The sequence below is a fragment of the Gammaproteobacteria bacterium genome, assembly GCA_013696315.1.
Taxonomy (GTDB): domain Bacteria; phylum Pseudomonadota; class Gammaproteobacteria; order JACCYU01; family JACCYU01; genus JACCYU01.
This window is the reverse complement of the sequence record JACCYU010000092.1, coordinates 45,443-60,761: the sequence shown is the minus strand read 5'-3', so window position 1 is coordinate 60,761 and position 15,319 is coordinate 45,443. Positions and strand designations below refer to the sequence as shown.

At 60.0% G+C, this 15,319-nt stretch carries 13 protein-coding genes; 8 read left to right on the top strand and 5 right to left on the bottom strand.

Annotated elements, in window-relative coordinates:
- Together H0V34_05385 and H0V34_05380 are read left to right on the top strand one after the other, a co-directional pair.
- On the top strand, window positions 1-1,240 hold a 1,240-nt coding region (locus H0V34_05385), incomplete at its 5' end, for a class II fumarate hydratase (GenBank protein MBA2491152.1).
- A gap of 9 nt (window positions 1,241-1,249) precedes the next feature.
- A complete protein-coding gene (locus H0V34_05380) occupies window positions 1,250-2,899 on the top strand; it encodes a bifunctional diguanylate cyclase/phosphodiesterase (protein MBA2491151.1) in 1,650 nt (549 codons plus the stop codon).
- A 69-nt stretch (window positions 2,900-2,968) separates the two neighbouring features.
- On the opposite strand, the gene H0V34_05375 is transcribed toward H0V34_05380, so the two are convergent.
- From H0V34_05375 to H0V34_05360, 4 genes are all read right to left on the bottom strand, one after another.
- Window positions 2,969-5,773, bottom strand: a complete 2,805-nt coding sequence (locus tag H0V34_05375; protein MBA2491150.1) for an aconitate hydratase — start codon at window positions 5,771-5,773, stop codon at window positions 2,969-2,971.
- A 132-nt stretch (window positions 5,774-5,905) separates the two neighbouring features.
- Entirely contained in the window at window positions 5,906-6,517 is a 612-nt protein-coding gene (gene hflD / locus H0V34_05370) for a high frequency lysogenization protein HflD (protein MBA2491149.1), read from the bottom strand.
- Window positions 6,518-6,523: 6 nt separating this feature from the next.
- Window positions 6,524-7,720, bottom strand: coding sequence for a tRNA 2-thiouridine(34) synthase MnmA (gene mnmA / locus H0V34_05365; protein ID MBA2491148.1), 1,197 nt, complete (start codon window positions 7,718-7,720; stop codon window positions 6,524-6,526).
- A 2-nt stretch (window positions 7,721-7,722) separates the two neighbouring features.
- Window positions 7,723-8,169: an NUDIX hydrolase gene (locus tag H0V34_05360; protein MBA2491147.1), complete on the bottom strand. Its 447-nt coding sequence runs from the start codon at window positions 8,167-8,169 to the stop codon at window positions 7,723-7,725.
- Between the two features lie 321 nt (window positions 8,170-8,490).
- On the opposite strand from H0V34_05360, the gene clpS reads away from it, so the two are divergent.
- Together clpS and clpA are read left to right on the top strand one after the other, a co-directional pair.
- Window positions 8,491-8,814: an ATP-dependent Clp protease adapter ClpS gene (gene clpS, locus H0V34_05355; protein ID MBA2491146.1), complete on the top strand. Its 324-nt coding sequence runs from the start codon at window positions 8,491-8,493 to the stop codon at window positions 8,812-8,814.
- A gap of 26 nt (window positions 8,815-8,840) precedes the next feature.
- Window positions 8,841-11,096, top strand: coding sequence for an ATP-dependent Clp protease ATP-binding subunit ClpA (clpA, locus tag H0V34_05350; protein ID MBA2491145.1), 2,256 nt, complete (start codon window positions 8,841-8,843; stop codon window positions 11,094-11,096).
- A gap of 31 nt (window positions 11,097-11,127) precedes the next feature.
- On the opposite strand, the gene infA is transcribed toward clpA, so the two are convergent.
- Window positions 11,128-11,349: a translation initiation factor IF-1 gene (infA, locus tag H0V34_05345; protein ID MBA2491144.1), complete on the bottom strand. Its 222-nt coding sequence runs from the start codon at window positions 11,347-11,349 to the stop codon at window positions 11,128-11,130.
- A gap of 160 nt (window positions 11,350-11,509) precedes the next feature.
- Between infA and fabD the strand changes: the two genes are divergently transcribed.
- The 4 genes from fabD to fabF all read left to right on the top strand — a co-directional run bounded on the left by fabD (window position 11,510) and on the right by fabF (window position 15,194).
- Complete coding sequence (gene fabD, locus H0V34_05340) at window positions 11,510-12,511, top strand: ACP S-malonyltransferase (GenBank protein MBA2491143.1); 1,002 nt, start codon at window positions 11,510-11,512, stop codon at window positions 12,509-12,511.
- Window positions 12,512-12,518: 7 nt separating this feature from the next.
- The gene (fabG, locus tag H0V34_05335) at window positions 12,519-13,262 is read left to right on the top strand and encodes a 3-oxoacyl-ACP reductase FabG (protein ID MBA2491142.1); all 744 of its coding nucleotides are present in this window, start codon (window positions 12,519-12,521) and stop codon (window positions 13,260-13,262) included.
- 383 nt (window positions 13,263-13,645) lie between these two features.
- Window positions 13,646-13,882, top strand: a complete 237-nt coding sequence (gene acpP, locus H0V34_05330) for an acyl carrier protein (GenBank protein MBA2491141.1) — start codon at window positions 13,646-13,648, stop codon at window positions 13,880-13,882.
- Between the two features lie 70 nt (window positions 13,883-13,952).
- Window positions 13,953-15,194 carry a beta-ketoacyl-ACP synthase II gene (gene fabF, locus H0V34_05325; GenBank protein ID MBA2491140.1) on the top strand — a complete coding sequence of 414 codons (1,242 nt, stop codon included), beginning with the start codon at window positions 13,953-13,955 and terminating at the stop codon, window positions 15,192-15,194.
- The last annotated feature ends 125 nt before the right edge of the window (window positions 15,195-15,319 follow it).

Genomic DNA, 15,319 nt, shown 5'->3' with positions numbered 1-15,319 from the left:
GATCAAGGCCGCCTGCGCGCACGCGAACTGCGAGCTGGGCCTGATGAACGACAAAATGGCGGAAGCGATCTCGGCAGCGGCGCGGTCCGTGGCCGCGGGCGAATTCGACCGGCAGTTCCCGGTCGATGTATTTCAGACCGGGTCGGGCACCAGCACCAACATGAACGCCAACGAGGTGATCGCGCGACTGGCGACGCAACGGTTGGGCGCAACCGTGCACCCGAACGATCACGTCAACATGAGCCAGAGTTCGAACGACGTGATCCCCACCGCGATTCACCTGAGCGCCTGCCTGATGCTGCACGAGCGCCTGCTGCCGGCACTTGCCACGCTTGCTGAGGCAATTGATCGTAAAGGCAATGAGGTCAAAGGCGTGGTGAAAACCGGGCGCACGCATCTCATGGATGCCATGCCCGTTCGTCTGGATCAGGAATTGAGCGGGTGGGCGGCGCAGGTAAGACTCGGCGTGGCGCGGCTGGAATCGACTCTGCCGCGGCTGCGTCAGCTTGCGCAAGGCGGCACGGCGGTCGGTACCGGCATCAACGCGCATCCCGAGCTCGGCAATCGCGTCGCCGCCGAGCTGACCCGCGAGACCGGCGTGGCGTTCGAGCCAAAACCAAATCTGTTCGAGGGCTTAAGCAGCCAGGACACGGCAGTGGAGGTCAGCGGTCAGCTCAAAACGCTGGCCGTGAGTTTAATGAAGATCGCCAACGATCTGCGCTGGATGAATTCCGGGCCACTGGCGGGTCTGGGCGAGATCGCCCTGCCGCCGCTGCAGCCCGGCAGCAGCATCATGCCCGGCAAGGTCAATCCGGTGATTCCCGAGGCGGTTGCGATGGTGTGCGCGCAAGTGATTGGGAACGACACGACCCTGACGATCGCCGGACAGGCCGGCAACTTCCAGCTCAACGTCATGTTGCCGGTGGTCGCCTATAATCTGTTGCAGAGTGTAGAAATTTTAAGCGGCGCCGCGCGGGCACTGGGCGAAAAGGCCATCGCCGGTTTCACCGTAAATGACAAAAACATTCAGCAGGCGATTGATCGTAATCCGATTCTGGTGACCGCGCTGAATGGCGTTATCGGTTACGAGCGGGGTGCTGCAATTGCCAAGCTGGCATACGCGCAAGGTAGGCCGGTCATCGAGGTCGCGCGCGAAAAGACCGACCTGTCGGAAGACGAGTTGCGCAGACTGCTGAATCCCGAACAGTTGACGCGCGGCGGGATCGGCGCCGGAGAATAAAAATCGTCCATGTTTGACTTGGTCGCGATCGCGGCTTGCGTGCTGCTGGCGCTGGGCGCCGCGATGCTGACGGCCGCGCTCGTCCCCGTGCGCGACATCGTTCTGCACGCGCGCGGTCACTCGCGCGTGTGGCTGGCGTTGCCTGCGCTGCTCGTCGCGTTTGTCACCGGCATACTCGGTTATATGGTGCTCGCCATTGCGGTCGCCAAACAGAAAATCGGGCTGATGGAGGTGGCAGCGGCGGCTGTGTTATTCGGAGCCGGCTGCTTCGTGTGGGCTATCTCGCGCATCACCCGGCGCATGATGCGCGAGATGCTGCGGCTCGCGGCACTGGAGCAGCATCGCGCTACGCACGATCCGCTCACGAATCTGCCCAATCGTCAGTTCTTCGTGGGTCAGCTCGAACGCGCCATCGCTGACACCGCGTCGCCGCGGCGGCTGGCGGTGCTGGTTATGGATCTGGATCGATTCAAGCTGATCAACAAAACCATGGGTCACCGTTACGGCGACACGGTGCTGCAGGAGGCGGGATTGCGCCTGCAGCGATCGCTGCGCATCACGGATCTGGTGGCGCGGCTTGGCGGTGACGAGTTTGCCGTGCTGATCAATCCCATTGTCGATCCCGAGCATCCGCGTCTAATTGGCCAGCACGTCGCCGCCGTGCTGCAAAAGCCGCTGGCCGTCGAAGGTCATCCGGCCGACGTCGGCGTGAGCATTGGCGTCGCTTATCATCCGGAGCACGGCGCGGGTCACGACGAACTTATCAAACACGCCGAGCTATCGATGTACGAGGCCAAACGCCGGGGGGCCGACGTTGTGGTCTACGAGCAGACGCTGGAGAGCGCTGGCCGTCAGCGGCTGGGCATACTCGGCGAACTGCGGCAGGCGATCGAGCAGCATGCTCTGGTAGTTCATTACCAGCCGCAATTCGGCGCCAAGGCTGGCAGACTCACTGGCGTCGAGGCCCTGGTGCGATGGCCGCATCCACGGCTTGGCTTGCTGTACCCCGAAGACTTTATCGCGCTTGCCGAAGAGCATGGTTTGATCAATATCGTTAATCGGTGGGTGCTGGAAGTGGTGCTCGACCAACTGGCGGCATGGCATAGCGTGGGCAACGCCATGCCGATTGCCACCAATATCTCCGCCATCAATCTGCAGGAGCCAGACCTGGTTCAGCACATTGCCGAAGGCGTGCGCAAACGCGGCCTGCCGCCGAAGCGATTGAAACTCGAGATTACGGAAACGGCCGTCATGTCGAATCCCGACGCGGCGCTGGCGGCTGCAAGGCGGCTCTCGCAGTTCGGCGTGCGTTTCTCGATCGACGATTTCGGCACCGGTTATTCGTCGCTGGTTTACCTGCGCAAACTGCCGGTGAGTGAGATCAAGATCGATCGGTCATTCATCGTCAACGTGGCGCGCGATCATAACGACGCGATAATCGTCCGCTCCACCATCGTGCTGGCCCACAATCTGGGCCACTGGGTGACTGCCGAGGGCATCGAAAACCGCGAATCCCTGGAGTTGCTGGCCGCCTGGGGCTGCGACGCGCTGCAAGGCTATTTCTTGTGCCCGCCGCTGCCTATCGAGGCGCTGGATGCCAAGTTGCAGGATCCAGCCTGGAATCCAGTTAAATCGATGCCCGCGGTACAGCCCGCCTGATCAACAGCAGCCGCGCGACTCTCGAGAAACATCGTTCGTTCAGTAAGTGCGCGTGCCGCGGCAATGACGCTATGCCGCCAGCTGACGCAACACGTAATGCAAAATCCCGCCGTGCCGGTAATATTCGATTTCCTGCGGCGTATCGATGCGCACGCGTGCTTCGAACTCAATCTTGTTACCACCGTCCTCATTGCTGGCGATCACCTTGACCGTCTTCGCCGTGCCGTGGCTTAAGCCCTCGATTGCAAACGTTTCGCGGCCGGTAAGCCCAAGACTCCCGGCGGTCTCGCTGTCCTGGAACTGCAGCGGCAGAATGCCCATGCCGACCAGGTTGGAACGGTGGATGCGCTCGTAGCTCTCGGCGATCACGGCGCGTACGCCCAGCAGCAACGGACCTTTGGCCGCCCAGTCGCGCGACGAGCCCGAGCCATATTCCTTGCCCGCCAGCACCACCAGCGGTACGCCCTCCTGTTCGTAACGAACGGCCGCCTCAAAGATGCTGAGCACCTCATCGGACGGGTAGTGCGTGGTCCAGCCGCCTTCAGTGTCCGGCGCCAGTTTGTTGCGCAGGCGCACGTTGGCGAAGGTGCCGCGCATCATGATTTCGTGATTGCCGCGGCGTGACCCGTAGGAGTTGAAGTCCGCGGGCTTCACCCCGCGCTCCTGTAAGTATTTGCCGGCCGGGCTGTCTTTCTTGATCGAACCGGCGGGCGAGATATGATCCGTGGTAATGCTGTCGCCAAGCATCGCCAGCACGCGCGCGCCGCTGATATCCGCAATGTCTTGCGGTTCCTTGTCCATGCCCTCGAAGTACGGCGGATTCTGTACGTACGTGGACTTGTCATCCCAGTCGAACTGTTCCGTATCGGGGATGTCCAGCGCATTCCAGCGGCTATCGCCGGCGAACACCTCGCCGTACGATTTGTGAAACATGTTGTCGTCGATGTTGGCCAGCACCGCCTCCTGGATTTCCTTAGCGCTCGGCCAGATGTCTTTCATGTACACGGGCTTGCCGTCCTTGCCTTTTCCCAGCGGCTGCTTGTAGAGGTCGATGTCCATGGTGCCGGCCAGCGCGTAGGCGACGACCAGCGGCGGCGACGCCAGATAATTCATCTGCACGTGCGGGTGAATGCGGCCCTCGAAGTTGCGGTTGCCGGACAACACTGCAGCGCAGACGATGCCGGCGTCCTCGATGGCTTGTTCGATGCTTTCGGGCAGCGGACCGGAGTTGCCGATACATGTGGTGCAACCGTAGCCGACCAGATAAAAGCCGATCGACTCGAGTTCCTTGAGCAGGCCCGATTTGGTGAGATATTCCGTGACGACCTTGGACCCGGGTGCGAGGCTGGTCTTGACCCAGGGTTTGCGGTTGAGGCCAAGTGCCCGCGCCTTCTTGGCCAGCAGACCGGCCGCGATCATGACCGAGGGATTGGAGGTGTTGGTGCAGGACGTAATGGCGGCGATGGCGATGGCGCCGTGGTCGAGTTCGCACTCGGTGCCATCCTCCAGTTTCACCCGGGTCGGCTTGCTGGGTCGGCCTTTAGAATCCGCAGCGGCGGAATGCACCTCTTCGCGCGGCGCCTCACTCTTCCTGGAGGAACTGCCATATGCCGGGGAATCGCTGGCGGGAAATGATTCTTCGGAGGCCTCGTCGACCGCATCGTCGTCATCGGATTCGACGTGCGCGATATAGTCGCTCAGTGACGCACGGAACGACTCTTTTGCCGACGACAAGGCCACGCGATCCTGCGGACGCTTGGGGCCCGCGATGCTCGGCTCCACGGCGCCCAAATCCAGCTCCAGCACGTCGCTGTAGTCCGCTTGCGTGTCGCCCGTCTCGCGGAACATGCCCTGTTCGCGGGCGTAGGCTTCGACCAGGGTGATCTGCTCCGGATTGCGGCCGGAGAGCTTCAAATACACCAGCGTCTCCTTGTCGATGGGGAAAATGCCGCAGGTAGCGCCATACTCGGGCGCCATATTGCCGATGGTGGCGCGGTCGGCCAGCGGCAGATGATCGAGCCCGTCGCCGAAGAATTCCACGAATTTACCCACCACGCCGCGCTTGCGCAGCATCTGCGTCACGGTCAGCACCAGATCGGTCGCGGTTGCGCCCTCGGCGAGTTTGCCGGTGAACTTGAAGCCCACAACTTGAGGAATCAGCATCGAAACGGGCTGTCCCAGCATGGCGGCTTCCGCTTCGATGCCGCCCACGCCCCAGCCGAGCACGCCCAGCCCGTTGATCATGGTGGTGTGGGAATCGGTGCCGACCAGCGTGTCGGGATACGCCTCCAGCACACCGTCGTGCTCGCAGGTAAACACCACTCGCGCCAAGTATTCGAGATTCACCTGATGGACGATGCCCGTGTTCGGCGGCACCACCTGGAAGTTCGAAAACGCCTGCTTGCCCCAGCGCAGAAAGGCGTAACGCTCCCGATTGCGCCCGAACTCCACCTTGGCATTGAGATCCATGGAGTCCGCCTTGCCGTAATGGTCGACCATCACGGAATGATCGATCACCAGCTCGGCTGGCGACAGTGGATTAATGCGTGCCGGGTCGCCGCCCAGCTCCCGCATCGCATCGCGCATGGCGGCCAGATCGACCACCGCCGGCACGCCGGTAAAATCCTGCATTAACACGCGCGCGGGTCGATACGCGATTTCCTGATCCGGCTCGGCCTTGGCGTCCCAGTTGAGCACCGCCTCGATATGTTTTTTGGTGACGCTGACGCCGTCTTCATGGCGCAGAAGATTTTCCAGCAGAATTTTCTGCGAGTATGGCAGCCGCGCCACGTTTTGCAGTTGTGCGATCTTGTTTATCCGGTACTCTTTGCCGTCGACCTTCAGAACGGTCTGGGTATCGAAGCTGTTGCTCATGGCCAATGATTCTCGTTGTTGTCCGCGCGTTGCGGTAAGGAAATAACAAGCCGATGTATCCCATCATTATCCTCAAATCCGCGCGCCTGTGGTAGCTCACGCTCACAGTAGATAACTCATGGGAGATCACAATCATGCACGCGGGCTCGCCGACTCCAGTTCGCGAAGCAGCGCATTGCGCCCGAACACAATCCGCCAGCGGTTGCCGCCGGCCTGCCGCCACAGCACGGCCGCGCGGATGCCGGCCAGCAGCAGCACGCGAATGCGGCTGGCGTTGTCGGGATTCGCAAGATACGACTGCTCACCCTTGACGATAATACGCGGCCGCAACCGGCTGATCGATCGCTGATAGGTGTCCGCAAGCTGGCTGATTACATTGATGTGCGTGGGCCCGAAATGCGCCAGTTGTTCGCGCGCCCGCTCCAGCCCCTCTCTCAGTGTGGCGGTCATCGACGCATCGCGAGAAAGTTTCTTCTCCAAAGAAAGCAGATTCACCACGTACCGCGTGCGCTCCAGTTGTGGTTTTTTGTCAATCTCGGTCAGTTGCGCGCGCAGCACTGCCAGCCCGGAGCGGATGCCCTCGGGTGCGCCGTAAACATCGGCATAGTTCGGGGCGTCGAGCTTGAAGAGACTGCCGACGCTGGCGTCAAAAGGCCGCGGCTCGGCGTTTCCGTGCCAGGCGATCTGGTGGACGAGATCCACGCTCTGATAAAGGCCGGCCAACGCGATTAAGCGATTCTTCACCGTGGTTCAGTCACTTACCGTGATCAGAACGCTCCGCGGTAGCGGCCCGATTCGCGATTCGCCAGCTATGCCGCGACGCCGCTCTGCGGGGGCCGAGCGCGGGTAGTCGGCGTTCGATCGCTGCGCGATGATGCCGCCGCCGAGGCATCGATTACCGCGGTAGAATACGACGGACTGGCCGGGTGTCACCGCGCGCTGCGGTTGTTCGAAACTCACCTGTACGTGATTTTGTGCACCGGTCAGCACACAGGTCTGATCCTGCTGCCGGTAGCGGATTTTAGCCGTACAGCGTAGCGGCAGAGCAGGCCCTGCGTCAGCGACCCAGTGCACTTGATTGGCCGTTAGTGTGTTGCTGAAAAGTCGCTCGTGATCATGGCCTTGCGCGACGATCAGCTGATTGGTCTCAGGATGTTTCTCCACCACGTACCAGGGTGATTCGGGCGTCCCGCGCCGCCCGCCTATGCCTAAGCCCTGGCGCTGACCTATCGTGTAGAACATCAGCCCTTGGTGCGCGCCGAGGGTGCGCCCGTCAGTGTCCACCACATCGCCAGGTTGCGCGGGCAGGAAGCGCGCCAGAAATTCGCCGAAACGCCGCTCGCCGATAAAGCACAAACCGGTGCTGTCTTTCTTGTCGTGCGTGACGAGTCCGGCCTGCTCGGCGATCGCCCTGACATCGCGCTTGCGCAGGTTGGCGAGCGGAAACAGCGCGCTAGCGAGCTGCCGCTGCCCCAGCATATAAAGAAAATATGTCTGGTCTTTCGCCTCATCGCGCGCCTTGACCAGATGCCGCCCGGTAGCCGTTTTTTCGATGCCCGTGTAGTGGCCGGTTGCAACTACTTCGGCGCCCAGCGCCTGCGCGTGCTCCAGAAACGCCTTGAACTTGATTTCGCGATTGCACAACACGTCTGGATTGGGCGTACGACCGGCACGGAATTCGTCCAGACACAGGCTGAACACTCTTTCCCAGTATTCGAACGAAAAATTAATCCGGTGCAATCGGATACCGAGCCGCTCGCAGACCGCGGTTGCATCTGCCAGGTCTTGCGCGGCGACACAGTGGCCACTCGCATCGTCCTCTTCCCAGTTCTTCATAAACAGGGCTTCGACGGCATAACCCTGCTGTAACAGCAGCAGCGCGGCCACCGACGAATCCACTCCGCCGGACATGCCGACAATGACCTGAGGCTTGCGATGCGTGGGCATGGCTAAACGATGTCGGACACGATAGACAATGAGTGACGCGCGCCGGAACGGTAATCGTCCACGCAGCGCAACACCATCGGACTGCGCAGGCGGTGCTTAGCACTTGCGAGCTGTGACGCCGTCATCCACACGCTCTTTATTATGCCCGCGTCCAGTTTGCGGTCGGGATCGTGCGCGGTGACTTCGCCGCTGAAAGCCACACGCAGAAAAGTGTGGCCACCGCCCGGCTGTCGCCAGCGATAAACGCCCACCAGCGCGCTGGGTCGGAAATGCCAGGCCGTCTCCTCCAGGGTTTCGCGGATCACCGCGTCGATAAGGGTTTCACCCTCATCGAGGTGCCCGGCCGGCTGATTCAACACACGGTTGCCGTCGACGACTTCGTCAACCAGCAGAAATTGGCCATCGCGTTCGATAATCGCGGCGACGGTTACATGAGGCGCCCAGTCCATGGGCGAAAATGTAACATATTGGAAAACGCACCGTGGCCGGACTTGCGCCTCGATCTTGTGGGTTGAACACATGGGTTGAAAAGCGGGCGACGCGTCGCAATCTCAGGTGTCCACTGGCGCTCTAGACCATGAGGCCACCAGGCGTATGTTTGTTTCCATCGGTGACCGCCCATGCCACCATAAACTTTCTCATTGGCCATGGTCGAAACTGATCGCGCAAGGCCGAGGAGTCCATGTTTCGGTCATGCGGACACCATACGGGGCGTATATACTATCTCATGTGGTTGAGCGAATTTCAGGTAGCAAACGAACTCATGCCAGATGAACGACGACGAACGGAAATCGCGTGAAAATGGCGAACTGGCCGTCGAGGAAACGCGACCCAGGACCAAAAAACCGCCGCTCTACAAAGTGGTGTTGATCAACGATGATTACACCCCCATGGAATTTGTCGTGCATGTGCTGGAAAGTTTTTTCAAATTGGACGCGGAGACCGCGGTGCGAATCATGTTGCACGTGCATACCAGCGGCAAAGGCGTGTGCGGGGTGTTCACGCGCGACATTGCGGAGACCAAGGTCGCGCAGGTCAACGATTACGCCCGCGCCAATCAGCATCCACTTTTGTGTGCCATGGAGGAGGCCTGATCTGACATGTTAAACCCGGGTGCATCATGCTGAACAAAGAACTTGAATTTACTCTCAACGTGGCGTTCAAGCTGGCGCGCGAGCGGCGTCATGAATTCATGACTGTCGAGAACCTGCTGCTGGCGCTACTGGATAATCCAACGGCCGTCGGCGTGCTGCGCGCGTGCGGGGTCAATTTGGTCAGCTTAAGTAAACAGCTGGCGGAATATATCGAGGAAAACACGCCGCTCCTGCCGGTCAATGACACCCGCGATACACAGACGACCCTAGGTTTTAATCGCGTGTTGCAACGCGCCGTGTTTCACGTGCAGTCGTCCGGCAAGAAAGAGGTCAACGGCGCCAACGTGCTGGTGGCGATTTTCGGCGAACAGGAATCCCACGCTGTGTTCCTGCTCAATCAGCACGACGTCGCGCGTCTGGACGTCGTCAATTACATCTCGCATGGGATTTCGAAGGTGCCCGAGGAGCAGGATGAAGAGAGCGGGGCGGGTCTGGAGCAGGAGGGCGGCGACGAGGCGGGCGGCAAGAAGCCGCTGGAAAGCTTTGCGAGCAACCTCAATGACATGGCGCGTCGCGGCAAGATCGACCCGCTTATCGGTCGGGATTTCGAAATCGAACGCACCGTGCAGATACTCTGTCGTCGGCGCAAGAACAACCCGTTGTTCGTGGGTGAGGCAGGCGTCGGCAAAACCGCCATAGCAGAAGGTCTCGCAAAGCGAATTGTGGACCGCGAAGTACCGGAAATTCTCGAGAAAAGCACAATTTACGCGCTTGATTTGGGCGCGCTCGTGGCGGGCACGAAGTATCGCGGAGATTTCGAAAAGCGCCTCAAGGCGGTACTGGCGCAGCTCAAGCGCCAGCCCGGGTCGATTTTGTTTATCGACGAGATTCACACCATCATCGGCGCCGGTTCCGCTTCCGGTGGCGTGATGGATGCGTCTAATCTCATCAAACCGGTACTCGCATCGGGTGATCTGAAGTGTATCGGTTCGACTACGTATCAGGAATACCGGGGCGTGTTCGAGAAAGACCGCGCGCTGGCGCGGCGTTTCCAGAAAATCGACATCAGCGAACCGTCGGTGGATGAAACCTATCGGATTCTGAAGGGCCTGAAGACGCGCTTCGAAGAGCATCATGAAGTTCGCTACACGGATAAGGCCCTGCAGGCGGCGGCCGATCTGGCGTCGCGATATATCAACGATCGCCATCTGCCCGACAAGGCCATCGACGTGATCGACGAGGCCGGCGCGCACCTGCGCCTCAAGCCGGCGTCCGCGCGCAAGAAAACCGTATCCGTGCGCGACGTGGAAAACATCATCGCCAAGATGGCGCGGATTCCGCCCAAAAGCGTGTCCGCCTCCGATGTGGAAACGCTCAAGAGCCTGGAGCGCAACCTCAAAGTTGTTGTGTTCGGCCAGAACGACGCCATCGAGTCGTTGTCCTCGGCCATCAAGATGTCGCGCTCAGGGCTGGGAGACACGCAGAAACCAATAGGCTCGTTCCTGTTCACTGGACCTACTGGTGTGGGCAAGACCGAAGTCACGCGGCAGTTGGCGATGATCATGGGTATCGAATTAATCCGTTTCGACATGTCCGAGTACATGGAGCGCCACACGGTGTCGCGCCTGATCGGTGCGCCGCCCGGCTATGTCGGTTTCGATCAAGGCGGGTTGCTCACCGATTCAGTGCTGAAGTCGCCGCATGCGGTGCTGCTGCTCGACGAGATCGAGAAGGCGCACCCAGATGTATTCAATCTGCTGTTGCAGGTGATGGATCACGGTACCTTGACCGATACCAACGGACGCAAGGTGGATTTTCGCAATATTATCGTTGTGATGACCACCAATGCCGGCGCGGAAGCGATCAGCCGTCCGAGCGTGGGCTTTACCACGCAGGATCACTCGTCCGACGCCATGGAAGTGCTGCGCCGCAGTTTCACGCCGGAATTCCGCAATCGCCTTGACGCGATCATCCAGTTCAAGTCGCTGGATCAGCGCACCATCGCGAACGTGGTGGACAAGTTCATCATCCAGCTGGAAGCGCAACTAGAAGAGAAAAAGGTCAGTTTGATCGTGGATGATGCAGCCCGTAGCTGGCTCGCGAAACGTGGCTACGATCCGAAGATGGGCGCGCGGCCCATGGCGCGTGTCATTCAGGAGCACATCAAGAAACCGCTCGCCGAGGACATCCTGTTCGGGCGGCTGATGCGTGGCGGAGAAGTGCGGGTCAGCGTGAGCGAAGGTGAACTGGTGCTGGAGTTTGCCGAGGAAACGGTGCTATGAGTCCCCGGGTGGAGAACGCGAAGCGGTCGCGCTATCCGCGTCCGCGATACGTGATGCGGCCCTTGCTCAGGTCATAAGGGGTTAGTTGCACCGTTACCTTATCGCCGGTCAGAATGCGTATATAATGCTTGCGCATGCGCCCGGAAATATGCGCGGTAACGACATGACCATTCTCCAGCTCTACACGGAACATCGTATTGGGCAGGGTTTCGATGACAGTGCCCTCCATTTCAATGTGATCTTCTTTCGGCATAAATTCTCGGGTTGTATCCAACGGGTCGTGTCAAACGCAGGATCGGCCATTATCGGCAATTGGTCTGCCAAGACAAGCTTTTTCGCGCTGAGTGGCGCGGCTTGAATTCGAACCCGTCCGATACACTTATGCCGGGCATTATCCTCAAACAATGTCAAATATGAGTTCGCTACCGACCGTTTCACAAGATTCAAAAGCCGATGCTGCCGATACGACGCTGCTTGGCGGCGTTTTCCCGGGGCAGGGCGCCCAGTCGATCGGCATGTTGAATGCGTTGGCGCAGGCTTATCCGATTGTGCGCGAGACTTTCGCGGAATTGTCGGACAGTCTTTCGTTCGATTTGTGGTCGCTGGTCACGGATGGCCCTGCAAGTGAACTCAATCGCACAGAGAACACACAGCCCGTAATGCTCGCCGCCGGCGTAGCCGTATGGCGGGCATGGCGGGCCGCGGGTGGCAGGGCGCCAGTCATCATGGCCGGCCACAGTTTTGGCGAGTATACCGCGCTGGTCTGCGGCGGAGCGCTGGACTTTCGGGAGGCCGCCATTCTGGTCAGAGAGCGCGGGCGCCTCATGCAGGCAGCGGTAAAGGAACGTGACGGCGCCATGGCCGCCGTGCTGGGCCTCGATGATGCGGAGGTCGCCGACATATGCGCGCAAGCGGCCGAAGATCTGATCGTAGCACCCGTCAATTTCAACGCGCCCGGCCAGGTCGTGATTGCCGGCGACAGCGCGGCAGTCTCGCGCGCGATGTCGCTCGCCACGGCATTGGGGGCCAGAAGAGTGCTGCGGCTCGCAGTCAGCGTGCCCGCGCACTGCAGTCTGATGATGCCTGCAGCACAAGCGCTGGCGCCGCGCCTGGCCAAAGCGCAACTGCGCTCGCCCGACATACCCGTACTGCATAATGTGGACGTTCGCCATCACGATGACGCCGACACTATCCGTGTCATGCTGGCCCGTCAGCTTTACAGCCCGGTACGCTGGGTGGAGACGATCAGGTCATTCGCGACACGCGGTGTCAGTGGCGTGCTCGAGTTCGGGCCGGGCAAAGTCCTGAGCGGCCTCAACAAACGCATAGATAAGTCGCTGCAATGTGCCTGCATATATGACCCGCAAAGCCTGGAACAGGCGCTGGTTCTAAGTCGCGCCGCGCGTGCATGCTGATACGCACATGACGTTAGCTAATCAGATCGCGCTGGTAACCGGCGCCAGCCGCGGCATCGGCCAGGCGATCGCGCGCTCGCTGGGCGCGCACGGCGCGATCGTGATCGGCACCGCAACATCGGCTGAAGGCGCAGACGCCATCAACCAATATCTTGCGAAACAGGATATTAGAGGCGCGGGGATGCGACTGGATGTCCGCGAGTCGGCAAACATCGAGACTGTCATTGGGAACATCAACACCCAGTTCGGTGCGGTGGGCATTCTGGTTAACAATGCCGGTATTACTCGCGACAGTCTTCTGATGCGCATGAAAGATGCGGACTGGGACGCCGTCATGAGCACGAATCTGAGCGCGGCCTATCGGTTGTGCAAAGCCTGTCTGCGTGGCATGATGCGCGCCCGCACGGGCCGCATCGTCAACATTGCCTCGGTGGTTGGCATTACCGGTAACGCGGGACAAGCCAATTACGCGGCAGCCAAGGCAGGCATCATTGGCTTTTCCAAGTCGCTAGCCCGCGAGACCGGCGGGCGAGGGATAACGGTTAATACCGTCGCGCCCGGTTTTATCGATACCGACATGACGCGCGCGATGCCGGAGGCGCGGCGCAATGCACTGCAACAGCAGATTCCGCTCGGCCGGCTCGGCGATGTAGACGATGTCGCGCAAGCCGTGCTGTTTCTGGCCTCGCCGGCAGCCGCGTACATCACGGGAGAAACACTCAACGTGAATGGTGGGTTGTACATGCCATGAGCGATAGCATGGTGTTTACATTGCGCGAAAACATGATGACGTTGTTCCAGTTGCGCCACAACGTTTTGATATTACGAAGAGTTCATCGTTGAAGTGCGGCTTGCGGGCAGGCGCGAAGACGGGTCGAGATTTGCGCCGACGAGTGGATTGGTCGATCCGTTTTCACTAGAATAACGCGCGTTGCAGTTCTCGCAGACGTTACTGACGGGCACAGGTCGAGTTTAAGCAAACGCAGAGTCTCTTTGAAGTGGCACCACAAATATCGACCCGCACAACGGCGAAACGGCATCATGTCCGACCATGCGTCCGCGCAAGCTAATCAATTATCAGCGAGTGCGGCCAAGCGCCGTGCATACACTCATGCAGGAGAGGATCAGTAAACTATGAACAAAATCCAGGAGCGCGTTAAGGCGATTGTCGTCGAGCAATTGGGTGTCAATGAAGAAGATGTTACGGACAGCGCCTCTTTTGTCGACGACCTTGGGGCCGACTCGCTCGATACGGTTGAACTGGTAATGGCGCTGGAGGAGGAGTTCGAGTGCGAAATACCGGACGAAGAAGCCGAGAAAATTACCACGGTTCAGCAGGCGATCGATTACATCAACGCGCACACTGAATAAGTCCTTAAGGTTTCAATGTGGTTTGTCCTATCGCTATCACCGTCCACGCACCGCAGGATACTGAATAGACATGTCCAGACGACGTGTCGTCATCACGGGGCTAGGCATCGTCTCCCCGGTCGGTTCAACCACTGAGTCAGCCTGGAAAAATATCGTTGCCGGCCGCAGTGGTATTAAGAGGATCGAGGTATTCGACGCCAGCAAGTTTTCAGTGCAGATCTCAGGGCCAGTCTGCGACTTTAACGCGGATGACTATATCGCGCCCAAAGAGCAGAAAAAAATGGATGCCTTCATCCATTATGGTATCGCTGCCGGCGTGCAGGCCATCAATGATGCCGGGCTCGAGGTCACGGAGGCAAACGACACGCGGATCGGCGTGGCAATCGGGTCGGGTATCGGCGGTCTGCCCGGCATCGAAAGAAACTACCTGGCCTTCATGAAAGGCGGCCCGCGCCGTATCTCGCCGTTTTTCGTACCGAGCAGCATCATCAACATGGCCTCCGGGCATCTGTCAATTATGTACGGCATGCGCGGGCCCAATATTTCGATCGTGTCAGCTTGCACGACGGGCACTCACAATATCGGCGACGCGGCCCGCATGATCGCCAATAACGACGCCGACGCGATGCTGGCCGGCGGCGCGGAGATGGCGACATGCCCACTCGGCATCGGCGGGTTCGCATCCGCCAGGGCGCTGTGCGCCAGCCATAACAATGATCCCGAGCGCGCCAGCCGCCCCTGGGATCTGTATCGTGACGGCTTCGTCCTGGGCGACGGGGCGGGGGTAATGGTGCTGGAAGAGTACGAGCAGGCGAGGGCGCGCGGCGCGAACATCTACTGCGAACTGGTTGGTTACGGGGTCAGCAGCGACGCTTATCACATGACGTCGCCCGCGCCGGGCGGCGCGGGTGCCGCCTTGTGCATGGCTAACGCACTGCGCGACGCCGGCATCAACCGGGAAGATGTGGATTACATCAACGCGCACGGTACGTCGACGCCGGCCGGTGATCGCGCCGAAACCGAGGGCGTAAAGAAAGCGTTCGGTGACCACGCCTACAAGCTCGCGTTAAGCTCCACGAAATCCATGATCGGACATCTGCTGGGCGCCGCCGGCGGCGTCGAAGCGGTTTTCTCGGTGCTCGCGATCAGGGATCAGATTGTCCCCCCGACCATCAATCTGGATACCCCTGATCCGGATTGCGATCTTGACTACGTTCCCAACACGGCGCGCGACAGCAAGCTTGCCGTGACCATGTCCAATTCATTCGGATTCGGGGGCACGAACGGCACGGTTGTATTCCGCAAGCTTTAATCCGCCTGTTACAGCAACGGCAAGGTTGAGCGTCAGCGATCAGGGCGCGGAAGATCGGTGCGCCCCGTCATTTTCGTTGCAGCCGCGGCATCGCCGCGCCTGAGACGCACTCGCACGGTACTGTG

What these genes read in the sequence shown, in the direction of transcription:
- H0V34_05380 (MBA2491151.1), top strand. Translation starts at nt 1,250, where the DNA reads ATGTTTGACTTGGTCGCGATCGCGGCTTGCGTGCTGCTGGCGCTGGGC.
- H0V34_05375 (MBA2491150.1), bottom strand. Translation starts at nt 5,773, where the DNA reads ATGAGCAACAGCTTCGATACCCAGACCGTTCTGAAGGTCGACGGCAAA.
- mnmA (MBA2491148.1), bottom strand. Translation starts at nt 7,720, where the DNA reads ATGCCCACGCATCGCAAGCCTCAGGTCATTGTCGGCATGTCCGGCGGA.
- H0V34_05360 (MBA2491147.1), bottom strand. Translation starts at nt 8,169, where the DNA reads ATGGACTGGGCGCCTCATGTAACCGTCGCCGCGATTATCGAACGCGAT.
- clpS (MBA2491146.1), top strand. Translation starts at nt 8,491, where the DNA reads ATGAACGACGACGAACGGAAATCGCGTGAAAATGGCGAACTGGCCGTC.
- clpA (MBA2491145.1), top strand. Translation starts at nt 8,841, where the DNA reads ATGCTGAACAAAGAACTTGAATTTACTCTCAACGTGGCGTTCAAGCTG.
- infA (MBA2491144.1), bottom strand. Translation starts at nt 11,349, where the DNA reads ATGCCGAAAGAAGATCACATTGAAATGGAGGGCACTGTCATCGAAACC.
- fabD (MBA2491143.1), top strand. Translation starts at nt 11,510, where the DNA reads ATGAGTTCGCTACCGACCGTTTCACAAGATTCAAAAGCCGATGCTGCC.
- fabG (MBA2491142.1), top strand. Translation starts at nt 12,519, where the DNA reads ATGACGTTAGCTAATCAGATCGCGCTGGTAACCGGCGCCAGCCGCGGC.
- acpP (MBA2491141.1), top strand. Translation starts at nt 13,646, where the DNA reads ATGAACAAAATCCAGGAGCGCGTTAAGGCGATTGTCGTCGAGCAATTG.
- fabF (MBA2491140.1), top strand. Translation starts at nt 13,953, where the DNA reads ATGTCCAGACGACGTGTCGTCATCACGGGGCTAGGCATCGTCTCCCCG.